Raw genomic sequence first — 21,463 nt, 5'->3', positions numbered from 1 at the left:
CGCGGCAACCGGGGGACACGGTGGAATACACCTTCCTGTCGGCCACCGTGCTCCTCGTGCTGATCACGGATCCGCTCGGCAACATCCCGCTGTTCATCACGGCAATGCGGGATGTGCCGCGCGAGCGGCGCGTGAAGCTGATCCTGCGCGAAGTGGGGATCGCATTCGTGATCCTGCTGTTCTTCATGGTGGTCGGCGACCGCTTCCTGCGGATGATGAGTCTCACCGACCTGTCGCTGCGGCTCGGCGGCGGGATCGTGCTGTTCCTGATCGCGCTGCGGATGATCTTCCCGCACCCGGACGGCGCGCTCGGCAGTGATCCGCGCGCCGGCGGCGAGCCGTTCATCGTGCCGCTCGCGATTCCGGCGCTCGCCGGGCCGTCCGCGCTCGCGACGGTGATGCTGCTGACGTCGCAGGCGCCCGGCAAGATGTTCGAGTGGGTCGGCGCGCTGACGGTCACGATGATCGTCTGCGCGATCACGCTGGTGCTGGCCGAAAGGATCCAGGCATGGCTCGGCGAGCGGACCGTCGCCGCGTTCGAGCGGCTGATGGGCCTCGTGCTCGTCGCGATCTCGGTCGAGATGCTGCTGGCGGGCATCCGCGTGTTCGTGCACCAGTTGCAGCCATAGCACGTGCGGCGCGGCGAGCCGACGAAAAAAGCGGCGCTCCGGGAAACCGGAGCGCCGCTTTTTCTTTATAGCGCGGGCAGGGCGGTCAGACGTTCGCGGTCAGCGCGCGGATCGTCGGCAGGTTGCGCCAGTAGCCCTTGGCGTCCATCCCGCAGCCGAACACGTAGCGGTCCGGCACCGAAAAGCCGCAGAAGTCGGGGTGCAGCGGTTTCGGCTTCGCGAGCGTCTTCTCGCACAGCACGGCGGACATGAAGCGCTTCGCACCCATGTCGAGGATGCGGTCGCGGATCGCGGCCATCGTCTCGCCTTCGTCGAGGATGTCGTCGAGCACGAGCACGATGCGGTCCTTCACCGATTCGCGCGGCGCGACGCGCCAGTGCATCTCCGGGCTGCCCTGCGTCGTGTTGCGGTAGCGGGTCAGGTGGATGTAGTCGAATTCGAGCGGGAAATCGAGATGCGGCAGCAGCATCCCGGTAAACACCGCGGCGCCGCCCATCACCGAGAGAACGAGCGGGAACGCGTCGCCGATCTCGGCGCGGATCGCGTCGGCCATCCGGGCGATCGATGCGTTGACGGCATCGGCCGAGACGATCTCTTCGGAGTGGTCGAAAATGTGGAGGGCTTCTTCGCGGTTCATGTGTTCTGGCGAGCAGTCGGTATACAAACAAGATACAAACAAGAATGAAGCAGAACGGACGGCGCGCGCTACGGCAAAAACCCGCGCGCCGGCCGGCGGGCGAATCAGCGCATGCCGGGCATCATGCCCTTCAGGCCGCGCATCATCTTCTGCATGTTGCCGCCCTTCAGCTTCTTCATCATCGTACGCATCTGGTCGTACTGGTTCAGCATCCGGTTGACTTCCTGCACCGGCACGCCCGCGCCGGCCGCAATGCGGCGCTTGCGCGTCGCCTTGATGATCTCGGGTTTCGCGCGCTCGGCGGGCGTCATCGAGCTGATGATCCCTTCCATCCGGCGGATCGACTTCTCGGCCTGGCTCATGTCGGCGCCGGCCGCCGCCTGCTGGAACTGCGCGGGCAGCTTGTCCATCAGCGACGACAGGCCGCCCATGTTCTTCATCTGCGAGATCTGCGCGCGGAAATCGTTGAGGTCGAAGTCGCCGCCTTTCTTGACCTTGTCGGCGAGCTTCTGCGCGGCCTGCACGTTGACGCCGCGCTGCGCTTCCTCGACGAGCGCGAGGATGTCGCCCATGCCGAGGATTCGGTTCGCCATCCGGTCCGGATGGAACACCTCGAGGCCGTCGAGCTTCTCGGCGACGCCGACGAACTTGATCGGCTTGCCCGTGATGTGGCGCACCGACAGCGCGGCGCCGCCGCGCGAGTCGCCGTCGAGCTTGGTCAGCACGACGCCGGTGAGCGGCAGCGTGTCGTTGAACGCCTTCGCGGTGTTGACCGCGTCCTGGCCGAGCATCGCGTCGACGACGAACAGCGTTTCGGCCGGCTTCAGCGCGCCGTGCAGCGCGGCGATTTCCTGCATCATCGCTTCGTCGATGCCGAGGCGGCCGGCCGTGTCGACGATCAGCACGTCATGGTAGTGGCGCTTCGCCCAGTCGACGGCCGCGAGCGCGATGTCGACGGGCTTCTGGTCCGGCGTCGACGGGAAGAAGTCGGCGCCGACCTGTTCGCTCACCGTTTTCAGCTGCATGATCGCGGCCGGGCGATACACGTCGCACGACACCGTCAGCACCTTCTTCTTGTACTTCTCGCGCAACAGCTTCGCGAGCTTGCCGGCGGTCGTGGTCTTGCCGGCGCCCTGCAGGCCGGCCATCAGGATCACGGCGGGCGGCGTGACCGCGAGATTCAGCTCGGCGGCCTTGCCTTCGTAGTCGCCGCCGATCACGGCGGTCAGTTCCTTCTGGACCACGCCGACGAGCGCCTGGCCCGGCGACAGACTGCTGATCACTTCCTCGCCGAGCGCCTTTTCCTTGACCTTGGCGATGAATTCGCGGACGACGGGCAGCGCGACGTCGGCCTCCAGCAGCGCGAGACGCACCTCGCGGAGCATCTCCTGGGTGTTCGCCTCGGTGAGGCGGGCCTCGCCGCGCAGCGTCTTGACGACGCGCGCCATCCGTTGAGTGAGATTGTCGAGCATGGGGAGCGATGGACAGTGGGGCCCGAAGGCGCAACGGAACCGAACAAACGGAGCCGTCGCGGGAAGGGGGCCTAGTGTAAACTTCGAACATGGATATTGTACTGTATGCCCTCACCGCATTCCTGTACGGCGGCCTCGCCGTCGCAGGCTGGCGCACGCACCGTCAGGGCGCGGCGCCGCTCGTCGCGAGCGTGCCGGCCGTGCCGGTTCCGGCGTCCGCCGCGTCGGGGATGAGCGGGGCCGGCCGCGCACTGTTGTTCGCGGCGCTCGTCGCGCATGGCGTGCTGCTGCACACGACGATCTTCCCGCACGACGCGATGGTGTTCGGCTTCGCGTTCGCGCTGTCCGCGATGTTCTGGCTCGGCGCCGGCATCTACTGGATCGAGAGCTTCTTCTTCCCGCTCGACAGCCTGCGGCTGCTCGTGCTGCCGCTCGCGTGCGGCGCGTCGCTGCTGCCGCTCGTGTTCGGTGGCGTGCGGGTGCTGCCTTATGCCGCAGCACCGCTGTTCAAGCTGCACTTCCTGATCGCGAACATCGCGTACGGCCTGTTCGCGATCGCCGCGCTGCACGCGGTGCTGATGCTGATGGTCGAGCGGCGGCTGCAGTCGCTGAGAAGCGGCGGGCGCGACGGCTCGACCGGCTGGATCGCGAGCTGGCTCGAAACGCTGCCGCCGCTGCTCACGCTCGAGAAGCTGCTGTTCCGCCTGATCGGCGCCGGCTTCGTGCTGCTCACGCTGACGCTCGCATCGGGCATCCTGTTCAGCGAGCAGGTCGATGCGCGCGCGCTGCGGCTCGACCACAAGACCGTGTTCGCGGTGCTGTCGTGGCTGATGTTCGGCGGCCTGCTGGTCGCTCGCAAGACGTCGGGCTGGCGCGGGCGCGGCGCCGCGCGCTGGGTGCTGGTGTCGTTTGCCGCGCTGCTGCTCGCGTATGTCGGCAGCCGGTTCGTTTTCGAGGTGCTGCTGCACCGCTCCGTGGTTTGAACGCAGGTTTCCGATGCGACAGATTCTTCTCCTGATTCTTCTCTTCTTCGCGGGCTCGTGGCTCGCGCGCAAGCTGCGCCAGGCTCAGGAGCACGCACAGGCGCGCACCGGCCGCGCGGGCGGCCACGACGGCGCGGCCGGGCAAGGCGGCGCCGGCGCGTCGCGGGCGAACGGCGATGCGCGCGCGCTGCCCGAGCCGATGGTGCGCTGCGCCGAATGCGGCGTGCACGCGCCGAAGGGCGACGCCGTCGCCGCGGGCGGCGAATACTTCTGCAGCACCGAGCACGCGCAGCGCCACGGCGCCCGCGCGAGCGGCCACGACGCGCGATGAGCGACGCGGCGCTGCTGTCGGTGGACGCGCACGGCTGGGTGCGCGAGGCGCGCCACGCACCGTCGCCAAATTACGAGGCGCGGCCCGCGGGCGCTGTGCCGACGCTCGTCGTCGTCCACAACATCAGCCTGCCGCCCGGCGAGTTCGGCGGCGACGCGATCGAGGCGCTGTTCCTGAATCGCCTCGACTGCGATGCGCACCCCTATTACCAGAGTCACCTGCGCGGCGTGCGCGTGTCCGCGCACTTCCTGATCCGCCGCGACGGCGAACTCGTGCAGTTCGTGTCGTGCGACGAGCGCGCATGGCACGCGGGCGCGTCCGAGTTCTTCGGGCGGCCGCGCTGCAACGACTTCTCGATCGGCATCGAACTCGAAGGCGCAGACGACGTGCCGTTCGACGCCGCCCAGTACGCGACGCTCGGCGTGCTCGCGCGCACGCTCGCCGCGCGCTACCCGATCGACGCGGTGGCCGGTCATTCCGACGTCGCGCCGGGCCGCAAGACCGATCCCGGCCCGCACTTCGATTGGCAACGCTTCGCACGCGATGCCGGCTTTTCGGCCGGATACTTTCCTTTCCGTCAGCACTGAGCGCCGGGTTTTTTGAGCGGGGAAAGTTTTTTCTCCGACCAATGCCTTGTCGTGTCTGCACGCGAGCGATGTCAAGACCTCTATCGCAAATTCTCCGTTTTGACCTCGTCCGAATGTCCACTATACTTGGTGCCAGTTGAGTAGTTCTGTACTAGATATAGTGTGTGTCGCAGGGAAAACCCGAGCGGCACCGGCCGGCGGCCACTGCCGGCGGACAGGGTTCTCAGTGCGGCGCGCCGGGCCGGGCGGTCAGGGTGTCGCGATCAAGCGCAGCGAACTTCGACGGGGCGGGGTATACATGACGAAGCACACGACCGGACCGGTTGTTGTCGCGCATCGGCCGGCCCGGCCTCCCCGACGCATCGCTCGCCTCTTACCGCTCGCGCACCGCATCGCGCGGCGTTCGTTTTAATCCGCGGTTCTCTCCGCACCATCCAACACCAGGAGCTTTGCACATGCAAACCACCGACAACGCGACGTCCCAGTACGAGAGCGCCTCGAGCCGTCCGCTCGGCGGGACCGAACAGGGCGCGCAGGCGCTCGCGCCGCAGGCCACGTTCGCCGACTACAAGGTGATCCGCCGCAACGGCAGCGTGGTGTCGTTCGAGCCTTCGAAGATCGCGATTGCGGTGACCAAGGCTTTCCTGGCCGTCAACGGCGGGCAGGGCGCGGCATCGGCGCGCGTGCGCGAACTCGTCGAGCAGCTCACGCACAACGTCGTGCGCGCGCTCGTGCGCAGCCGCCCGAACGGCGGTACGTTCCATATCGAAGACATCCAGGACCAGGTCGAACTCGCGCTGATGCGTGGCGGCGAGCACAACGTCGCGCGTGCGTACGTGCTGTATCGCGAGAAGCGCCACCTCGAGCGTCAGCATGCGGGCGAGGAAGCGGCAGCAGCGGGCGGCGAGTCGAGCACCGGCATCAACGTCGTCGACAACGGCGTCACGCGCCCGCTCGACATGAACGCGCTGCGCGCGCTGATCGTGTCGGCATGCGACGGCCTCGGCGCTGCGGTTAACCCTGACCCGATCGTCGCGGAAACGGTGAAGAACCTGTACGACGGCGTGCCGATGAGCCAGGTCTACGACTCGGCGATTCTCGCTGCGCGCACGATGATCGAGAAGGATCCGGCGTACAGCCAGGTCACGGCCCGCATCCTGCTGCACACGATCCGTCGCGAGATCCTCGGCGAGGAAGTCGTGCAGGCCGAGATGTCGGCCCGCTACGCGGAATACTTCCCGCAGTTCCTGAAGCGCGGCGTCGACGCCGGCCTGCTCGACGACAAGCTGCTGCAGTTCGACCTGAAGCGTCTCGGCGAAGCGCTCGACGCGAGCCGCGACCTGCAGTTCGGCTACCTCGGCCTGCAGACGCTGTACGACCGCTACTTCCTGCACGTCGAAGGCACGCGCATCGAAATGCCGCAAGCCTTCTTCATGCGCGTCGCGATGGGCCTGTCGCTGAACGAGATCGACCGCGAAACGCGCGCGATCGAGTTCTACAACGTGCTGTCGAGCTTCGACTTCATGAGTTCGACGCCGACGTTGTTCAACTCGGGCACGCACCGCTCGCAGCTGTCGTCGTGCTACCTGACGACGGTCGCGGACGACCTCGACGGCATCTATGAAGCGCTGAAGGAAAACGCGCTGCTGTCGAAGTTCGCCGGCGGCCTCGGCAACGACTGGACGCGCGTGCGCGCGCTCGGCTCGCATATCAAGGGCACGAACGGCAAGTCGCAAGGCGTGGTGCCGTTCCTGAAGGTCGTCAACGACACGGCGGTCGCGGTCAACCAGGGCGGCAAGCGCAAGGGCGCGGTGTGCGCGTACCTCGAATCGTGGCATCTCGACATCGAGGAATTCCTCGAGCTGCGCAAGAACACCGGCGACGACCGCCGCCGTACGCACGACATGAACACGGCGAACTGGATTCCCGACCTGTTCATGAAGCGCGTGATGGAAGGCGGCGACTGGACGCTGTTCTCGCCGTCGACCTGCCCGGACCTGCACGACAAGTTCGGCGCTGAATTCGAGGCGGCTTACACGGCTTACGAAGACAAGGTCGCGCGCGGCGAGATCAAGCTGTTCAAGAAGATCCCGGCGCAGCAGCTCTGGCGCAAGATGCTCGGCATGCTGTTCGAGACGGGCCACCCGTGGATCACGTTCAAGGATCCGTGCAACGTGCGCTCGCCGCAGCAGCACGTCGGCGTCGTCCACTCGTCGAACCTGTGCACGGAAATCACGCTGAACACGAGCGACACCGAAATCGCGGTGTGCAACCTGGGTTCGGTGAACCTCGTCGCCCACCTGGTGAAGCAGGCCGACGGCAGCTACGCGCTCGACCACGACAAGCTGAAGCGCACGATCAGCGTCGCGATGCGCATGCTCGACAACGTGATCGACATCAACTACTACGCGGTGCCGAAGGCGCGTAACTCGAACCTGAAGCACCGTCCGGTCGGCCTCGGCATCATGGGCTTCCAGGACTGCCTGCACCTGCTGCGCACGCCGTACGCGTCGCAGGCGGCGGTCGAGTTCGCCGATCGTTCGATGGAAGCGGTCTGCTACTACGCGTACTACGCGTCGACCGAGCTGGCCGAGGAACGCGGCCGCTACTCGAGCTACCGCGGCTCGCTGTGGGATCGCGGCATTCTCCCGCAGGACACGCTGAAGCTGCTGGCGGAAGCGCGCGGCGGCTACGTCGAGGTCGACACGTCGGAGTCGCTCGACTGGACGGCGCTGCGTTCGCGGATCGCCGCCCACGGCATGCGCAACTCGAACTGCGTCGCGATCGCGCCGACGGCGACGATCTCGAACATCATCGGCGTGTCGGCGTGCATCGAGCCGACCTTCCAGAACCTGTACGTGAAGTCGAACCTGTCGGGCGAGTTCACGGTGGTCAACGAGTACCTCGTGCGCGATCTGAAGGAACGCGGGCTGTGGGACGAAGTGATGGTCGCCGACCTGAAGTACTTCGACGGCATGCTGTCGCGCATCGACCGCATCCCGGCCGACCTGCGCGCGATCTACGCGACCGCGTTCGAAGTCGACCCGACGTGGCTGGTCGAAGCGGCATCGCGTCGCCAGAAGTGGATCGACCAGGCGCAGTCGCTGAACATCTACATGGGCGGCGCGTCGGGCAAGAAGCTCGACGAGGTCTACAAGCTCGCATGGCTGCGCGGCCTGAAGACGACCTACTACCTCCGCACGATGGCGGCGACGCACGTCGAGAAGTCGACGGTCGCGCACGGCGCGCTGAACGCGGTGCCGACGAGCGGCGGTTCGAGCAGCGGCGGCGCGCAGGGCGCAGCGGGCAGCTTCGGTGCGGCGGGCGGCGATGCATCGTCGGGTGCGATCGGCGCGGCGGCGCTCGCGCCGGTGGAAGCGGACGGTCCGGTGTGCACGATGCGTCCGGGCGATCCGGGCTTCGACGAGTGCGAAGCGTGCCAGTAACGCAGCGCGCATGACCTGAAGAAGGTTCGGGCGGCGCGCACGACAACCGATCGAGGTTGAAGTGTGCGCCGCTCTCAACTAAAAAAATGATAAGGAATCTGTAGCGCGACACCTGCGTTGCAAGCAGTGACAAAGCGATCGAAACATCCCCGACGACGTCGCGTTTCGATCAGCGTTCGATGCGTCGAGCGCACCTCGCGATACATGCGCGACACACGTCGCGCTCTGCATGAACGACGATGCGTTGCTCAAAGTGTTGTATCGAGGTCGCAACGCGAATCGAAAAAAGGATTTTTCGTGAGCGAACCCTTTTATCGCTCAGGAAAAGATGGTACAAACCGTTCTAAATTGATGGTGAGAATTTATGCTCAACTGGGATGACGAGAAGACTGCCGTAACCCCCGCGAGCGGAGCGCAGCAAAACGCGATGCGCACCTCCGCAGGGATGGCCGTCGGAATGCAGGCTGCAACGCCTGCCGCCCATCAGGTCCGTGACATCTTCGAAGGCGATCTCGCGGTGCCGCCGCAAGCATCGGCTGTTCCCGCCGGCGGTTCGGAAGCGCGGGTCAACGTTGCGGACAAGCGCATCATCAACGGCCAGACTGACGTCAATCAGCTGGTGCCGTTCAAGTACAAGTGGGCGTGGGAAAAGTATCTGGCCGGTTGCGCGAACCACTGGATGCCGCAGGAAATCAACATGTCCCGCGACATCGCTCTGTGGAAGGACCCGAACGGTCTGACCGAGGATGAGCGCCGTATCGTCAAGCGCAATCTCGGCTTCTTCGTGACGGCCGACTCGCTCGCGGCGAACAACATCGTGCTCGGTACGTACCGCCACATCACGGCGCCCGAGTGCCGGCAGTTCCTGCTGCGCCAGGCGTTCGAAGAGGCGATCCACACGCACGCGTATCAATACATTGTCGAATCGCTCGGCCTCGACGAAGGGGAGATCTTCAACGCGTACCACGAGGTGCCGTCGATCCGTGCGAAGGACGAATTCCTGATCCCGTTCATCCATACGCTGACGGACCCGGCCTTCAAGACCGGCACGCTCGAAGCGGATCAGAAGCTGCTGAAGTCGCTGATCGTGTTCGCCTGCATCATGGAAGGGCTGTTCTTCTATGTCGGCTTCACGCAGATCCTCGCGCTCGGCCGCCAGAACAAGATGACGGGTGCTGCAGAGCAATATCAGTACATCCTGCGCGACGAGTCGATGCACTGCAATTTCGGCATCGACCTGATCAACCAGATCAAGCTCGAGAACCCGCATCTCTGGACCGCGGAATTCCGCGCGGAGATCCGCGAGCTGTTCAAGCAGGCTGTCGAACTCGAATACCGCTACGCCGAAGACACGATGCCGCGCGGCGTGCTGGGTTTGAACGCGTCGATGTTCAAGAGTTATCTGCGCTTCATCAGCAACCGCCGTTGCCAGCAGATCGGCCTCGATCCGCTGTTCCCGAACGAGGAAAACCCGTTCCCCTGGATGAGCGAGATGATCGACCTGAAGAAGGAACGCAACTTCTTCGAGACGCGAGTGATCGAGTATCAGACGGGCGGCGCGCTGTCCTGGGAATAACCCGCAGCAGCGAGCCCGTCACATGATGGAGCAGCCGGCGGCCTCTCGGCCCCGGCCCAAGGTTTAGGAGCAAGAACGCCTGATGCAAAGCATGCCCGGTGCCTTAACGGCCCAACGACATGATCGGCACTTTGCGAACCCTTCAGTGGGATGGGCAAACTTCCCTCCGGAAAAAGCGGGCAGCCGTGTGGCGGTCCGCTTGATCAAGCGATTAGGGGTAGCGGCGCGACGCGCGCCGGCTACCGACTTGATTTGGCGCGCGAGGCCATGGGGTCACGCGCGCCATACCGTATTCATTAGCGTAAGCGCGTGGTATCCGCGTACGCCGATGAATAGCCCGCTTCGAAGCGCACGTGCTGAACAGCGTCCGCGGGAAGCGGGTTTTGACGAAGGGTGTAGTTTGAACTGACTCTCATCTGAACCTGAAGGAGAACAACATGGCTACTGCCAAGAAAAAACCGGCTGCTAAGAAGGTCGCTGCCAAGAAGACCGTTGCGAAGAAGGCTGCTGCTCCGGCGAAGAAGGCCGCAGCAGTGAAGAAGGTTGCTGCGAAGAAGGTCGCGGTGAAGAAGGTTGCCGCGAAGAAGGCAGCACCGGCGAAGAAGGCTGCTGCGAAGAAGGTCGCGGCAAAGAAGGTCGCAACGAAGAAGGTTGCCGCGAAGAAGGCAGCGCCGGCGAAGAAGGCCGCGGCGAAGAAGGTTGCAGCCAAGAAGGTCGCGACGAAGAAGGTTGCGGCGAAGAAGGCCGCACCGGCGAAGAAGGCTGCAGCGAAGAAGGCCGCACCGGCGAAGAAGGCTGCGGCGAAGAAGGCCGCGCCGGCGAAGAAGGCTGCTGCGAAAAAGGCCGCGCCTGCCAAGAAGGCCGCCGCGAAGAAGGCAGCACCGGCGAAGAAGGCCGCCCCTGCGAAGAAGGCTGCTGCTGCACCGAAGGCTGCCGCACCGGCGAAGAAGGCTGCTGCTCCGAAGAAGGCCGTCGTGAAGAAGGCTGCACCGGCAACCACCGCGTCGACCGCATCGGTTGCGCCGGCATCGGGCGTGAAGACCGCGCTCAATCCGGCAGCAGCATGGCCGTTCCCGACCGGCAGCCGTCCGTAATCGCGGCTGACCCGTACCACCCGGACACTCGCGTGGTGTCCGCGGGTTGAGTAGCGCTACTCAATCGATCCCGCCATCTGGCTCAGGTGGCGGGATTTTTTTCGTCCGTATCCGTTGTTGCGCGACTCCGGTGGCCGAGCGCGGACGAAAAAAAACGCATGTGCAGTTGCGCACATGCGTTCGACCGCGGCTTGCGCCGCGTGCTGAGGATGCTCGTTAGTGCGTGACGCGCGTGACGCCGCCGCTCGACAGCAGTCGCACCCGCTCGCCGGCGCGGAACATCTCGCCGCTCGCCGCCTGCGTGATCGAGCGCAAGTCGCCGTTGTCGAGGCGCACGGTGATTTCGACGCCGTTCGCCGTGCTGAGGTTTTCGCCGACCGCGTTGCCCGCGACCGCGCCGACGAGGCCGCCCGCGATGGCCGTCAGGATCGACCCCTTGCCGCCGCCGATCGCGCTGCCCGCAACCGCGCCGAGCGCGCCGCCGCCGAGCGTGCCGATCGCGCTGCCGCCGCCGTCGGACTGGATGCGCACCGCGCGGACGCTTTCGACCGTGCCCATGCGTACCGTCTGTTCGCGCTGCGCCTGGCCGACGCTATAGACATCCGCCGAGCCCGGCGCGGTGAAGCAGCCGGCGAGCGTGAGCGTGGCCGTCAGCATGGCCGCGAGCGTGAGGGTTTTTTTGGTCAACATCTTTGCTCTCCCACAATATTCATTTGAGACTGTACCCGAAGGCAGCCTCGAAGCGCGCGTCGATATCGGCGCGCGTCAATGCGTAAGTTTGAGGCCCCTGGTGGGCAATCTTGATCGAGCCCATCAGGCTCGCGAGGCGGCCCGTGGTTGCCCAGTCGAGGCCGTTCTCGATGCCGTACAGCAGGCCGCCCCGGAACGCGTCGCCGCAACCGGTCGGGTCGACGACGCGCTCTGCTTGCACGACCGGAATCTGTTCTTCGCCGTTTTTGTGAAGAATGGTAGCGCCGTGCTCGCCGCGCGTGATGATCAACGCCTGAACCCGGCTGGCGATTTCGTTCTCGGACCAGCCCGTCTTGTCGCTGACGAGCTTGCCCTCGTAGTCGTTGACCGCGACGAAGGTCGCGAGTTCAATGATGCGGCGCAGCGTCGCGCCGTCGAACAGCGGCAGGCCCTGGCCCGGATCGAAGATGAACGGGATCCCGGCCTTCGCGAATTGCTCGGCGTGCTGGACCATCCCGTCGAAGCCGTCCGGCGCGACGATGCCGAGCTTCACGCCCGGCACTTCGTCCGCGCGGTTCAGGTGGGACTGCATCATCGCGCCAGGGTGGAATGCGGTGATCTGGTTGTTCTCGAGATCGGTCGTGATCATCGCCTGCGCAGTGTGCGCGTCGGGCACCACGCGCACGCTGGCCTTCGAAATGCCGAGGCTGTCGAGACGCTCGAGATAGCGGTCGGCATCGATCGCACCGACCGTCGCCATGATGCGCGCGTCGCCGCCGAGCATGTGCAGCGCGTAAGCGATGTTCCCCGCGCAACCGCCGAATTCGCGACGCATCGTCGGCACGAGGAAGCTCACGTTCAGAAGGTGAACCTGGTCGGGCAGGATGTGCTCGCGAAACCGGCCTTCGAAGGTCATGATGTTGTCGTAGGCGAGCGAGCCGCAAATCAGCGTAGTCAAGGCGTGCGTTCCTGTAGAGAGCGAAGGGAAGCGGCCGCCCGGCCGGCGCGCGGGCCCGTCGGGCCCCGCGCGGCACGGCTGGGCGGCAGCGGGTTACTTCAGTGCGGCGAGCGCGGCGTCGTAGTTCGGCTCGTCCTTGATCTCGCTGACGAGTTGCGCATGGATCACCTTGTCCTGCGCGTCGAGCACGACGACCGCGCGGGCCGTCAGGCCGTTCAGCGGGCCGCTCGTCACGTCGACGCCGTACGCGTTCGCGAACGCGCGGCCGCCGCGGAACGTCGAGGCCGTCACGACGTTCGCGAGGCCTTCGGTCGTGCAGAAGCGCGTGGCGGCGAACGGCAGGTCGGCGGACACGACGATCACGACGGTGTTGTCGAGCGACGACGCGGCTTCGTTGAACTTGCGGGTCGACGTCGCGCAGGTCGGCGTGTCGAGGCTCGGGACGATGTTCAGCACCTTGCGCTTGCCGGCGAAGCTGGCGAGCGTCAGATCGGCGAGATCCTTGCCGACCAGCTTGAAGTCGGGCGCTTGCGAGCCGACGGCCGGGAACGTGCCGGCGAGATCGATCGGGTTGCCACCCAGCGTAACTTTGCTCATGTTCGTGCTCCGAAATAGCGCGCCGCTGCGGCGCGCGGGTTGAGACGGCGCGCACGCGCGCGCCGCGGGGCGTCACGGATAGAAGATCTGGACGCGGAAATTCGACGCAGGCGCGCCGTTCGTGTCGAGACGCACGACCATCGTCTGCGTCGTGCCGGGCGGCAGCCCGGCGTCGATCGGCGTGCCCGGGCGCACGTAGTCGCGCGGCGCGAGCACGCGGCGCACGGTCACGTGATTCGTGTCGTCGAGCAGCGTCAGCTCGAGCGACGGATACGCGAGCGCGACGCGGTACCGGTTCGTCAGCGGCACCTTCAGCTCCAGCACGCGCGGGCCGTCGACCTGGCGCAGGTCGGTCGCGTCGAGCCGCAGGCCATCGATCGCGCGCGGCGGCGTCACGTTGCAGCCGAGCGGCGCGCACGCCTGCCGGAACCAGCTCTGCGCGGCGGGCCAGTAGATCATCACGGGTTCGCGCTGCCACCACGCGAGCTGCGCGACCAGCAGCACCGCGAGCGCCGCGGCGACCAGCCCGCCGAAAAAGCCGCCCAGCATCCCGCGTCGCTGCGGCGCGCGCGTCTCACGCGTGACGGCGAAGGGCGGGCGGTCGTCGTCGGTCAGTGCGGCAGGGAAGGGGGCCGCCGGTTGGACGGCCGGCGGGATGGCGGGTCGCGCGTCCGGTTGGCTGGCGGCCGCAGCCGGTGTGGTGGCGCGTTCGCCGGCGTGCGGGTCGGGTGCGGCTTCGGGTTGAGCTTTGGCTTCGGCTTCGGGCTCGGCTTGCACCGGCCGGAATGCGAAGCGCGGTTCGCGCGGCGCGTGGTCGTCGTCGGGCACGGCGAACCGCGCATTGCCAACCGGTTCGGCGGGTTCCGCCGCGGTTCGTTCAGCAGACGGCGGGGGCGCGACGAAGCGCGGTTCGCGCGGGTCGGCTTCGGCCGGCGGCGTGAGCGGTTCGTCGATGTCGTGCTCCGCGGCATCCGGTTCGGCTGATCGCGCAGTGTCGGCATGCAGTTCCGCCGGGCCGGACGCGATCGGCGCGGGCGTGCCGGACAGGTGAACGACGCCGCCGTCCGTCGACGGCAGCGCGACCGGTATCAGCGGCTCGGTGCGCAACGTCTGCACGGTGTGCTGCAGGGACGGATCGACGCCGGCGTCGAGCCACGGCGCCCACATGTCCCAGCCGTCGGGCTTGTAGTCCGTGCCGGGCGCCGGCTCGGCCGGCGCGTCGGTGGTGAAGAGTCGCGGCGGCGCGGCGTCGTGCGGCGGCTCGGCGGCTGCCGTGCCGGTCAGCGCCGGCTCGGGCTGCCGCGCCGGTTCGGGCACGAGCGATTGCGATGCGTTGAAGACCTGCTGGCAGTGTCCGCAGCGCACGAGCCCGTCATGCAGCGACAGCTGCTCCTGCTGCAGCCGGAAGACGGTTTCGCAATGAGGGCAGCGCGTCGCAAGAAGCATGTCGAGCCGGGCGGCCTGCTGGCCAGAGTGAAGGACAGCGCTATTCTAATGGCTTTCGCGCCGGGTTCCGGCGAGGCACACCCAACCTTCGTGTTCGCGCCAGACCGAGATGTCGACGTAGCGCGCATAGACGGCCGCGACTTCGTCCGCCTGGCGCGCGAGCACGCCCGACAGCGCGATGCGCCCGCCCGGTTTCACCTTCGACGCGAGCATCGACGCCATCAGCTTCAGCGGATTCGACAGGATGTTCGCGACCACGATGTCGAACTCGCCAGCCGGGCATGCGTCGGGCAGACCGTACGTGACTTCCGCGTGATTGCGTTCGCTGTTCTGCCGCGCCGATTCGACCGCCTGCGGATCGATGTCGATGCCGACCACGGGGTTCGCCCCGCATTTGCGCGCGAGGATCGCGAGAATCCCCGAGCCGCAGCCGTAGTCGAGCACCGACTGGCCGGGCTTCACCGACTGCTCGAGCCACTCCATGCACAGGCGCGTGGTCGGGTGGCTGCCGGTGCCGAACGCGAGGCCCGGGTCGAGCTCGAGGATCAGCGCGTCGGGGTCGGGCGCATCGTGCCACGACGGCACGACCCAGATCCGTTCGCCGATCGGAATCGGCTCGAACTGCGACTGCGTGAGCCGTACCCAGTCCTGTTCCTCGACTTCGCGGACGTCGAACTTCGGCGTATCGGCGATGCCGATCTCGTTCGCCGCGGCCGCGAGCAGCACGGCCGGCTCGTGATCGGGCGACAGCAGCGCGATCACGCGCGAGTGCTGCCACGCGGTGCGTTCAGGAACGAGGCCGGGCTCGCCGAAGAGCGGCTGTTCGTCGGGCGTGTCGGCATCGGCGTCTTCGACCGACACCGACAGCGCGCCGAGATCGAGCAGCGCGTCGGACAGCGCCTCCGCATGCTCACGGGCCAGTTCGACGACGAGTTCGCGATAGCTCATGCTTACGCTTCTTCCGGTGCGACCTGCTGCTTCTGGGCGAGCCGGTGTTCGAGGTAGTGGATGCTCGTGCCGCCTTCGACGAACTTCGAGTCGATCATCAGCTCGCGGTGCAGCGGGATGTTGGTCTGGATGCCTTCGACGACCATTTCCGACAGCGCGATGCGCATCCGGCGGATCGCCTGGTCGCGCGTCGCGCCGTAGGTGATCAGCTTGCCGATCATCGAATCATAGTTCGGCGGCACGAAATAGCCATTGTATGCATGCGAGTCGACGCGCACGCCGGGGCCGCCCGGCGTATGCCACGACGTGATCCGGCCCGGCGACGGCGTGAACTTGAACGGATCTTCAGCGTTGATCCGGCATTCGATCGCATGTCCGCGGAACTGGATGTCGCGCTGGCGCAGCGTGAGCTTCTCGCCGGCCGCGATGCGGATCTGTTCCTGCACGATGTCGACGCCCGTGATCATCTCCGACACCGGGTGCTCGACCTGCACGCGCGTGTTCATTTCGATGAAGTAGAACTCGTTGTTCTCGTACAGGAATTCGAACGTGCCCGCGCCGAGGTAGCCCATCTTCTTGCACGCGTCCGCGCAGCGGTCGCCGATGCGCTCGATCAGCCGGCGCGGAATGCCGGGCGCCGGCGCTTCCTCGATCACCTTCTGGTGGCGGCGCTGCATCGAGCAATCGCGCTCGCCGAGCCAGATCGCATTCTTGTGCGCATCCGACAGCACCTGGATTTCGATGTGGCGCGGGTTCTCCAGGAACTTCTCCATGTACACCTGCGGGTTGCCGAACGCGCGGCCGGCTTCCTCGCGGGTCATGTTGACCGCGTTGACGAGCGCGGCCTCGGTGTGCACGACGCGCATCCCGCGCCCGCCGCCGCCGCCCGCGGCCTTGATGATGACCGGATAGCCGATCGCGCGCGCAATCTTCACGATCTCCTTCGGATCGTCCGGCAACGCGCCTTCCGAGCCCGGCACGCACGGCACGCCGGTCTTGATCATCGTCTGCTTCGCGGTGACTTTGTCGCCCATCAGGCGAATCGTTTCCGGACGCGGGCCGATGAACGTGAAGCCCGACTGCTCGACGCGCTCCGCGAAATCGGCGTTCTCCGACAGGAAGCCGTAGCCGGGGTGGATCGCCTCGGCATCGGTCACTTCCGCGGCGCTGATCAGCGCCGGCATGTTCAGGTAGCTCAGGTTCGACGGGGCCGGGCCGATACAGACGGCTTCGTCCGCGAGGCGCACGTACTTGGCTTCCTTGTCGGCTTCCGAGTAGACGACCACCGTCTTGACGCCCAGTTCGCGGCACGCACGCTGGATGCGCAGCGCGATTTCACCGCGGTTGGCAATGAGGATTTTTTCAAACATAGCGAGTATTCGTCTCTTCGAGGGGCGCGCGAACGGCGCCTGGCGAGCATCGGCGGCGCGCGGCCCAAGGGCCGCGCGGCGGACTTAGCCGATCACGAAAAGCGGCTGGCCGTATTCGACGGCCTGGCCGTTCTCGACGAGGATTTCCTTGATCACGCCGGCCTTGTCCGACTCGATCTCGTTGAGCAGCTTCATCGCTTCGATGATGCAGATCGTCTGGCCTTCCTTGACCGAATCGCCGACCTGAACGAACGGGTCCGCGCCCGGAGACGGCGCGCGGTAGAACGTGCCGACCATCGGCGACGTCACGACGTGGCCTTGCGGCGCGGCGGGCGCGGCAGCGGCGCCTGCGGCCGGCGCGACAGCCGCGCCTTCGGCCGGCAGCGCGACCGACGGAGCCGGGGCGCTGACCTGCGGGGCAAATCCGCCCGTCGGCTGGACATAGACCGGCGGCGCGTTCTTGACGATACGCACCTTGCCTTCGCCTTCCGTCACTTCCAGCTCGGAGATGCCGGATTCGGAGACGAGGTCGATCAGAGTTTTCAGCTTACGAAGATCCATCGGGAATTCCCCTTTCAATACGTGAAAGCGCCGGTGGCACCGGCGCTGAATCTAGATCGCGAAATCAGCCGCGCGACGCGCCTTGCAGCTTGTCCAGCGCGTACTCGAGCGCGTACAGATAGCCTTTCCAGCCGAGCCCGCAGATCACGCCTTCGGCCTGGTCGGAAAAGTAGGAGTGGTGCCTGAACGCTTCGCGCCGGTGCACGTTCGACAGATGAACCTCGACGAACGGGATGCCAACACCGGCGATCGCGTCCCGGATCGCGACGCTCGTATGCGTATACGCGGCGGGATTGATCAGGATGAAATCGGTCTGTTCGTCACGCGCGGCCTGGATGCGGTCGACCAGCGCGCCTTCATGGTTGCTCTGGAACGACGACAGTTCGGCACCGGCTTCCTGCGCCCGCGCGGCAAGCGCCTGATCGATCTGCGCGAGCGTGACGCGGCCGTACACCTCCGGTTCCCGGGTGCCGAGAAGGTTCAGGTTGGGGCCGTGCAGCACCAGCAATCGTGTCATGGTCGCTTCTATTTCTGCGGAATTGCGCGAACTTTAGCGCTATTTAGAGAAATTTGTCTAGTTTTGCCGAACGGCCAGTCGCGCGCGACCTGCAAGAATTACCGGTGCTGATCGAAAGTATCGGCGAATTCACGCGAAATTGCGGCGATCGACGCACAAATCCCCGCCAACGTGCGGGCTGCCGTTCGGGGCGATCACAACGCGTCGAGCGTCTTTTTCAGCTCGGCCGGCTGGATTTGGCCCAATTTTGTCTCGCGAATCTTGCCGGTTTCGTCGATTACGACCGTAAACGGCAGCGCGCCGGCCGTGTTTCCGAAATTACGGGCCAGATCTGCGCCCGCATAACCGCTGACGAACACCGGGTAGTCGACTTTCACTTTCTGCAGGAAGTTCTTCACGTTCTGGTTGGAATCGACGCCGATCCCGATGAAGCGGATGCCCTTTTGCCTATATTGATGCGACAGCGCGACGAGCTCCGGCATCTCCTCGACGCACGGGCCGCACCACGATGCCCAGAAGTTGACCACCACCTTCTGACCCTTGAAGGCGGCGAGCGATGCCGGCTTGCCGTCGACGCCCGTGAGCGAAGCGGCCCACAGCTGCTCGACCGGGCTGCCGTGCGCGGCGGGCGCCGCAACCGCGACGCCGTCGTCGGCGCTGCCGCCGCGGAACCAGTGGCCGGCGGCGAGCCCGCCGGCGACGGCGGCGGCGGCCGCGACCACCGCGACCGCCAACATGCGTTTCATCGTCATCGTTGAATCATTCCGGTTCGGAAGGCGCGTCGCCGGTTTCGATCAGCGCGCGCAATGCGGCGGTGTCCGCGCGGGCGACCCGGCCGCGCGCGTCGGCCTTGACCGCGCCGCGCAGATCGTCGCTCGCGTACAGCGCGACGTGAATGCCGATTGCGTCCACGTCGCGCCGCGGGCGCCACAGGAAGCTGAGCGTCTCGACGTCGGCGCGACCCGCGAAATGCCGCGTCTCGGACACGTCGTACTGGACGTTCTGGTTCAGCAGGTAGATCGCGACGTCCTTCGGGTTGTCGGTGAATATCTGCAAATGGATGTCCGAATGCGCGTTCGCGGTGCCGTTCAGCACCGCGCCGGTCACATAAGGATTGAACTCGGCGAGCCGGCGCATCCAGTCGAGCGCGATCGCGCGCAGGCGGCGCAGCTCGTCCGGCTGCGTGTCGCTCTGGAACAGCGCGAGGTATTCGCGCAGTTCTTCCTCGATCAGGTCGTTATCCGGCAGCCATTCGCCGGCAACGCGCGAATCGCCGAGCAGCTGACGTGCGGCCTTGCGCTTCGCGCTGGCGTAATCGAGGCCGTCCTCCGCGATCAGGCGTGCGGCGGACTGGGCGATTTCCTCGCGGGCGCGCCGCGGGTCGACAAGGGGTTTGCGAGACATGATCCGGCAATCATACTCGATCGCCGCCGCGCCGGAATGCGCGGCGCCCGTGTGCCGCCCGCCGCGCCGCGCGGCATCCGGACCCGTCGTTCGGCCCGCCGGGCACGGCGGGCCGTCAGTTACAATGACGGTCTTTGTGTCGCGGCGAAAGTCGTTGGCCGGGCGGCCCGTCCGGCGTGCCGCTGACCTTCCTTTCCGAATCGACGGCGCCCGGCGGCGCGAAAGCATTCATCTATGCACATCCACATTCTTGGCATCTGCGGCACCTTCATGGGCGGTCTCGCCGTGCTCGCGCGCGAGGCGGGCCACACGGTGACGGGTTGCGACGCGGGCGTCTATCCGCCGATGAGCACGCAGCTCGAGGCGCAAGGCATCACGCTGATCGAGGGCTACGGCGCCGAGCAGATCGACCTGAAGCCCGACCTGTTCGTGATCGGCAACGTCGTCACGCGCGGCAACCCGCTGATGGAGGCGATCCTCGACCGCGGCCTGCCGTATGTGTCCGGCCCGCAATGGCTCGGCGAGCACGTGCTCGCCGGCAAGTGGGTGCTCGCGGTCGCGGGTACGCACGGCAAGACGACCACGTCGTCGATGCTCGCGTGGCTGCTGGAAGACGCCGGCCTGAACCCCGGCTTCCTGATCGGCGGCGTGCCGCTGAACTTTGGCGTATCGGCGCGGCTGACCGATTCGAGCTTCTTCGTGATCGAGGCCGACGAATACGACACGGCGTTCTTCGACAAGCGCTCGAAGTTCGTCCACTACCGGCCGCGCACCGCGGTGCTCAACAATCTCGAATTCGATCACGCGGACATCTTCCCGGATCTCGCTGCGATCGAAACGCAATTCCATCATCTGGTGCGCACCGTTCCGGGCGTCGGGCGGATCGTCTCGAACGGCCGTTCCGATGCGCTCGAGCGCGTGCTCGCGCGCGGTTGCTGGAGCGAGGTCGAGCGTTTCGGCGTCGACGGCGGCTGGCAGGCGCTGCCGGCCGAGGACGGCGTGCCGGTCGACGAGCGCTTCGCGGTGTATTCGCAGGCCGAGCGCGTCGGTGAAGTCGCGTGGCAAGTGCAGGGCGACCACAACCGGATGAACGCGCTCGCGGCGATCGCCGCCGCGCGCCACGTCGGCGTGCCGCCCGCGCAGGCCGCCGAATCGCTCGCGTCGTTCCGCAACGTGAAGCGCCGGATGGAAGTGCGCGGCAGCGTCGACGGCGTGACCGTCTACGACGACTTCGCGCACCACCCGACCGCGATCGAAACTACGATCGCCGGCCTTCGCGCGCGCATCGGCCGGCAAAACACCCGCATTCTCGCGGTGCTCGAGCCGCGCTCGAACACGATGAAGCTCGGCGTGATGAAGGCGCAACTGCCGGCAAGTCTCGCCGACGCCGATCTCGTGTTCGGCTACGGCGCGCCGACCGGGCGCGACGCGCTCGGCTGGAATCTCGGCGACGCACTCGCGCCGCTCGGCGACAAGGCGCGCGCGTTCGACGATCTCCATCTGCTCGTGAAATCGGTGGTCGACGCCGCGCGTCCCGGCGATCACGTGCTCGTGATGAGCAACGGCGGTTTCGGCGGCGTGCACCAGAAGCTGCTCGACGCGCTCGGGAGCCGCGCGTGATCCTGTACCTGCACGGGTTCCGATCGTCGCCGGAGTCGCAGAAGTCGCGGCTGCTCGCCGCGCGGATGGCCGAGCGCGGCCGCACGCACGAGTGGCGCTGCCCGTCGCTGTCGGTGTCGCCGCTCGACGCGATCGCCATCGCGGAAGCCGAGGTGGCCGGCGCGCGCGACGTGACGGTGATCGGCAGCTCGCTCGGCGGCTACTACGCGACGTGGCTGGCCGAAAAGCACGGCTGGAAGGCCGTGCTGCTGAATCCGGCGATCGTGCCGCAGCGCGATCTCGAGCAATATCTTGGCGAACAGCCGCTGTGGCACGGCGGCGGGTCGATCGTCGTCGAGCGCCGTCACCTGCAGGAGCTCGACGCGCTGCGCGTGCCGGCGATTTCGCGGCCCGAACGCTACTATCTGTTCGCGGCGACCGGCGACGAAGTGCTCGACTACCGCGAGATGCTCGCCCATTACCCGGGCGCGAAGACGCGCGTGATCGACGGCAGCGATCACGGAATCAGCGAATTTGCCGACTATGTCGACGACGTTCTCGCCTTTTGCGACAACAGAACGTCATGAACCCGGCGTCATGCCGATCGAATTCCATCAT

Annotated in this window: 22 protein-coding genes; 10 read left to right on the top strand and 12 right to left on the bottom strand. The window is 66.4% G+C overall.

What is annotated here, in order from left to right; all coding sequences use genetic code 11:
• Window positions 1-20: 20 nt before the first annotated feature.
• Window positions 21-629, top strand: coding sequence for a MarC family protein (locus tag BSE24067_RS12755; protein ID WP_151067957.1), 609 nt, complete (start codon window positions 21-23; stop codon window positions 627-629).
• An 85-nt stretch (window positions 630-714) separates the two neighbouring features.
• Here BSE24067_RS12755 and BSE24067_RS12750 read toward each other — a convergent pair whose 3' ends face one another.
• Window positions 715-1,266 carry a hypoxanthine-guanine phosphoribosyltransferase gene (locus BSE24067_RS12750; RefSeq protein WP_059768342.1) on the bottom strand — a complete coding sequence of 184 codons (552 nt, stop codon included), beginning with the start codon at window positions 1,264-1,266 and terminating at the stop codon, window positions 715-717.
• Window positions 1,267-1,370: 104 nt separating this feature from the next.
• Entirely contained in the window at window positions 1,371-2,738 is a 1,368-nt protein-coding gene (gene ffh / locus BSE24067_RS12745; RefSeq protein WP_151067959.1) for a signal recognition particle protein, read from the bottom strand.
• Between the two features lie 89 nt (window positions 2,739-2,827).
• Here ffh and BSE24067_RS12740 point away from each other — a divergent pair, with 89 nt between their 5' ends.
• The 7 genes from BSE24067_RS12740 (at window position 2,828) to BSE24067_RS12710 (ending at window position 10,755) form a co-directional block, all read left to right on the top strand.
• Window positions 2,828-3,721: a cytochrome C assembly family protein gene (locus BSE24067_RS12740; RefSeq protein ID WP_151067961.1), complete on the top strand. Its 894-nt coding sequence runs from the start codon at window positions 2,828-2,830 to the stop codon at window positions 3,719-3,721.
• A 13-nt stretch (window positions 3,722-3,734) separates the two neighbouring features.
• Window positions 3,735-4,052 (top strand): PP0621 family protein, encoded by a 318-nt coding sequence (locus BSE24067_RS12735; protein WP_174904772.1) that lies wholly within the window; start codon window positions 3,735-3,737, stop codon window positions 4,050-4,052.
• Window positions 4,049-4,639, top strand: a complete 591-nt coding sequence (gene ampD, locus BSE24067_RS12730; RefSeq protein WP_151068168.1) for a 1,6-anhydro-N-acetylmuramyl-L-alanine amidase AmpD — start codon at window positions 4,049-4,051, stop codon at window positions 4,637-4,639. The genes BSE24067_RS12735 and ampD overlap by 4 nt, the downstream gene beginning before the upstream one ends.
• A 455-nt stretch (window positions 4,640-5,094) precedes the next feature.
• On the top strand, window positions 5,095-8,085 hold the full coding sequence (locus BSE24067_RS12725; protein WP_151068169.1) for a ribonucleoside-diphosphate reductase subunit alpha: 2,991 nt from the start codon (window positions 5,095-5,097) through the stop codon (window positions 8,083-8,085).
• 364 nt (window positions 8,086-8,449) lie between these two features.
• The gene (locus BSE24067_RS12720; protein WP_059500930.1) at window positions 8,450-9,661 is read left to right on the top strand and encodes a ribonucleotide-diphosphate reductase subunit beta; all 1,212 of its coding nucleotides are present in this window, start codon (window positions 8,450-8,452) and stop codon (window positions 9,659-9,661) included.
• A gap of 82 nt (window positions 9,662-9,743) precedes the next feature.
• Window positions 9,744-10,070, top strand: a complete 327-nt coding sequence (locus BSE24067_RS12715) for a hypothetical protein (RefSeq protein ID WP_151068170.1) — start codon at window positions 9,744-9,746, stop codon at window positions 10,068-10,070.
• Window positions 10,071-10,098: 28 nt separating this feature from the next.
• Window positions 10,099-10,755 (top strand): histone H1-like DNA-binding protein, encoded by a 657-nt coding sequence (locus BSE24067_RS12710; protein WP_151068171.1) that lies wholly within the window; start codon window positions 10,099-10,101, stop codon window positions 10,753-10,755.
• Window positions 10,756-10,971: 216 nt separating this feature from the next.
• Here BSE24067_RS12710 and BSE24067_RS12705 read toward each other — a convergent pair whose 3' ends face one another.
• From BSE24067_RS12705 to BSE24067_RS12660, 10 genes are all read right to left on the bottom strand, one after another.
• On the bottom strand, window positions 10,972-11,445 hold the full coding sequence (locus BSE24067_RS12705) for an outer membrane lipoprotein (protein WP_059465339.1): 474 nt from the start codon (window positions 11,443-11,445) through the stop codon (window positions 10,972-10,974).
• Window positions 11,446-11,464: 19 nt separating this feature from the next.
• Window positions 11,465-12,403, bottom strand: a complete 939-nt coding sequence (locus BSE24067_RS12700; RefSeq protein ID WP_151068172.1) for a carbohydrate kinase family protein — start codon at window positions 12,401-12,403, stop codon at window positions 11,465-11,467.
• A gap of 93 nt (window positions 12,404-12,496) precedes the next feature.
• The gene (gene tpx / locus BSE24067_RS12695) at window positions 12,497-13,000 is read right to left on the bottom strand and encodes a thiol peroxidase (protein ID WP_151068173.1); all 504 of its coding nucleotides are present in this window, start codon (window positions 12,998-13,000) and stop codon (window positions 12,497-12,499) included.
• Between the two features lie 72 nt (window positions 13,001-13,072).
• The gene (locus tag BSE24067_RS12690) at window positions 13,073-14,446 is read right to left on the bottom strand and encodes a DUF3426 domain-containing protein (protein WP_151068174.1); all 1,374 of its coding nucleotides are present in this window, start codon (window positions 14,444-14,446) and stop codon (window positions 13,073-13,075) included.
• Window positions 14,447-14,491: 45 nt separating this feature from the next.
• Window positions 14,492-15,394, bottom strand: coding sequence for a 50S ribosomal protein L11 methyltransferase (gene prmA, locus BSE24067_RS12685; protein ID WP_059547866.1), 903 nt, complete (start codon window positions 15,392-15,394; stop codon window positions 14,492-14,494).
• A 2-nt stretch (window positions 15,395-15,396) separates the two neighbouring features.
• On the bottom strand, window positions 15,397-16,764 hold the full coding sequence (gene accC, locus BSE24067_RS12680; protein WP_059451926.1) for an acetyl-CoA carboxylase biotin carboxylase subunit: 1,368 nt from the start codon (window positions 16,762-16,764) through the stop codon (window positions 15,397-15,399).
• Window positions 16,765-16,848: 84 nt separating this feature from the next.
• Window positions 16,849-17,325, bottom strand: coding sequence for an acetyl-CoA carboxylase biotin carboxyl carrier protein (gene accB / locus BSE24067_RS12675; RefSeq protein ID WP_151068175.1), 477 nt, complete (start codon window positions 17,323-17,325; stop codon window positions 16,849-16,851).
• 64 nt (window positions 17,326-17,389) lie between these two features.
• Window positions 17,390-17,842, bottom strand: a complete 453-nt coding sequence (gene aroQ, locus BSE24067_RS12670; protein WP_151068176.1) for a type II 3-dehydroquinate dehydratase — start codon at window positions 17,840-17,842, stop codon at window positions 17,390-17,392.
• 194 nt (window positions 17,843-18,036) lie between these two features.
• On the bottom strand, window positions 18,037-18,594 hold the full coding sequence (locus BSE24067_RS12665) for a TlpA family protein disulfide reductase (protein WP_174904771.1): 558 nt from the start codon (window positions 18,592-18,594) through the stop codon (window positions 18,037-18,039).
• A 7-nt stretch (window positions 18,595-18,601) separates the two neighbouring features.
• Entirely contained in the window at window positions 18,602-19,246 is a 645-nt protein-coding gene (locus BSE24067_RS12660; RefSeq protein ID WP_151067339.1) for a UDP-N-acetylmuramate--alanine ligase, read from the bottom strand.
• 234 nt (window positions 19,247-19,480) lie between these two features.
• Here BSE24067_RS12660 and mpl point away from each other — a divergent pair, with 234 nt between their 5' ends.
• Window positions 19,481-20,866, top strand: coding sequence for a UDP-N-acetylmuramate:L-alanyl-gamma-D-glutamyl-meso-diaminopimelate ligase (gene mpl, locus BSE24067_RS12655; protein WP_151067337.1), 1,386 nt, complete (start codon window positions 19,481-19,483; stop codon window positions 20,864-20,866).
• Window positions 20,863-21,432, top strand: coding sequence for a YqiA/YcfP family alpha/beta fold hydrolase (locus BSE24067_RS12650; RefSeq protein ID WP_151067335.1), 570 nt, complete (start codon window positions 20,863-20,865; stop codon window positions 21,430-21,432). The genes mpl and BSE24067_RS12650 overlap by 4 nt, the downstream gene beginning before the upstream one ends.
• The last annotated feature ends 31 nt before the right edge of the window (window positions 21,433-21,463 follow it).

This window comes from Burkholderia latens, from assembly GCF_902499045.1.
Lineage (GTDB): Bacteria > Pseudomonadota > Gammaproteobacteria > Burkholderiales > Burkholderiaceae > Burkholderia > Burkholderia latens.
This window is presented reverse-complemented; position numbering and strand designations above follow the sequence as displayed.

What these genes read in the sequence shown, in the direction of transcription:
- BSE24067_RS12705 (WP_059465339.1), bottom strand. Translation starts at nt 11,445, where the DNA reads ATGTTGACCAAAAAAACCCTCACGCTCGCGGCCATGCTGACGGCCACG.
- BSE24067_RS12690 (WP_151068174.1), bottom strand. Translation starts at nt 14,446, where the DNA reads ATGCTTCTTGCGACGCGCTGCCCTCATTGCGAAACCGTCTTCCGGCTG.
- BSE24067_RS12740 (WP_151067961.1), top strand. Translation starts at nt 2,828, where the DNA reads ATGGATATTGTACTGTATGCCCTCACCGCATTCCTGTACGGCGGCCTC.
- BSE24067_RS12710 (WP_151068171.1), top strand. Translation starts at nt 10,099, where the DNA reads ATGGCTACTGCCAAGAAAAAACCGGCTGCTAAGAAGGTCGCTGCCAAG.
- BSE24067_RS12750 (WP_059768342.1), bottom strand. Translation starts at nt 1,266, where the DNA reads ATGAACCGCGAAGAAGCCCTCCACATTTTCGACCACTCCGAAGAGATC.
- BSE24067_RS12665 (WP_174904771.1), bottom strand. Translation starts at nt 18,594, where the DNA reads ATGACGATGAAACGCATGTTGGCGGTCGCGGTGGTCGCGGCCGCCGCC.
- BSE24067_RS12725 (WP_151068169.1), top strand. Translation starts at nt 5,095, where the DNA reads ATGCAAACCACCGACAACGCGACGTCCCAGTACGAGAGCGCCTCGAGC.
- BSE24067_RS12735 (WP_174904772.1), top strand. Translation starts at nt 3,735, where the DNA reads ATGCGACAGATTCTTCTCCTGATTCTTCTCTTCTTCGCGGGCTCGTGG.
- BSE24067_RS12715 (WP_151068170.1), top strand. Translation starts at nt 9,744, where the DNA reads ATGCAAAGCATGCCCGGTGCCTTAACGGCCCAACGACATGATCGGCAC.
- ampD (WP_151068168.1), top strand. Translation starts at nt 4,049, where the DNA reads ATGAGCGACGCGGCGCTGCTGTCGGTGGACGCGCACGGCTGGGTGCGC.
- prmA (WP_059547866.1), bottom strand. Translation starts at nt 15,394, where the DNA reads ATGAGCTATCGCGAACTCGTCGTCGAACTGGCCCGTGAGCATGCGGAG.
- BSE24067_RS12660 (WP_151067339.1), bottom strand. Translation starts at nt 19,246, where the DNA reads ATGTCTCGCAAACCCCTTGTCGACCCGCGGCGCGCCCGCGAGGAAATC.
- ffh (WP_151067959.1), bottom strand. Translation starts at nt 2,738, where the DNA reads ATGCTCGACAATCTCACTCAACGGATGGCGCGCGTCGTCAAGACGCTG.
- accB (WP_151068175.1), bottom strand. Translation starts at nt 17,325, where the DNA reads ATGGATCTTCGTAAGCTGAAAACTCTGATCGACCTCGTCTCCGAATCC.
- accC (WP_059451926.1), bottom strand. Translation starts at nt 16,764, where the DNA reads ATGTTTGAAAAAATCCTCATTGCCAACCGCGGTGAAATCGCGCTGCGC.
- BSE24067_RS12720 (WP_059500930.1), top strand. Translation starts at nt 8,450, where the DNA reads ATGCTCAACTGGGATGACGAGAAGACTGCCGTAACCCCCGCGAGCGGA.
- mpl (WP_151067337.1), top strand. Translation starts at nt 19,481, where the DNA reads ATGCACATCCACATTCTTGGCATCTGCGGCACCTTCATGGGCGGTCTC.
- aroQ (WP_151068176.1), bottom strand. Translation starts at nt 17,842, where the DNA reads ATGACACGATTGCTGGTGCTGCACGGCCCCAACCTGAACCTTCTCGGC.
- tpx (WP_151068173.1), bottom strand. Translation starts at nt 13,000, where the DNA reads ATGAGCAAAGTTACGCTGGGTGGCAACCCGATCGATCTCGCCGGCACG.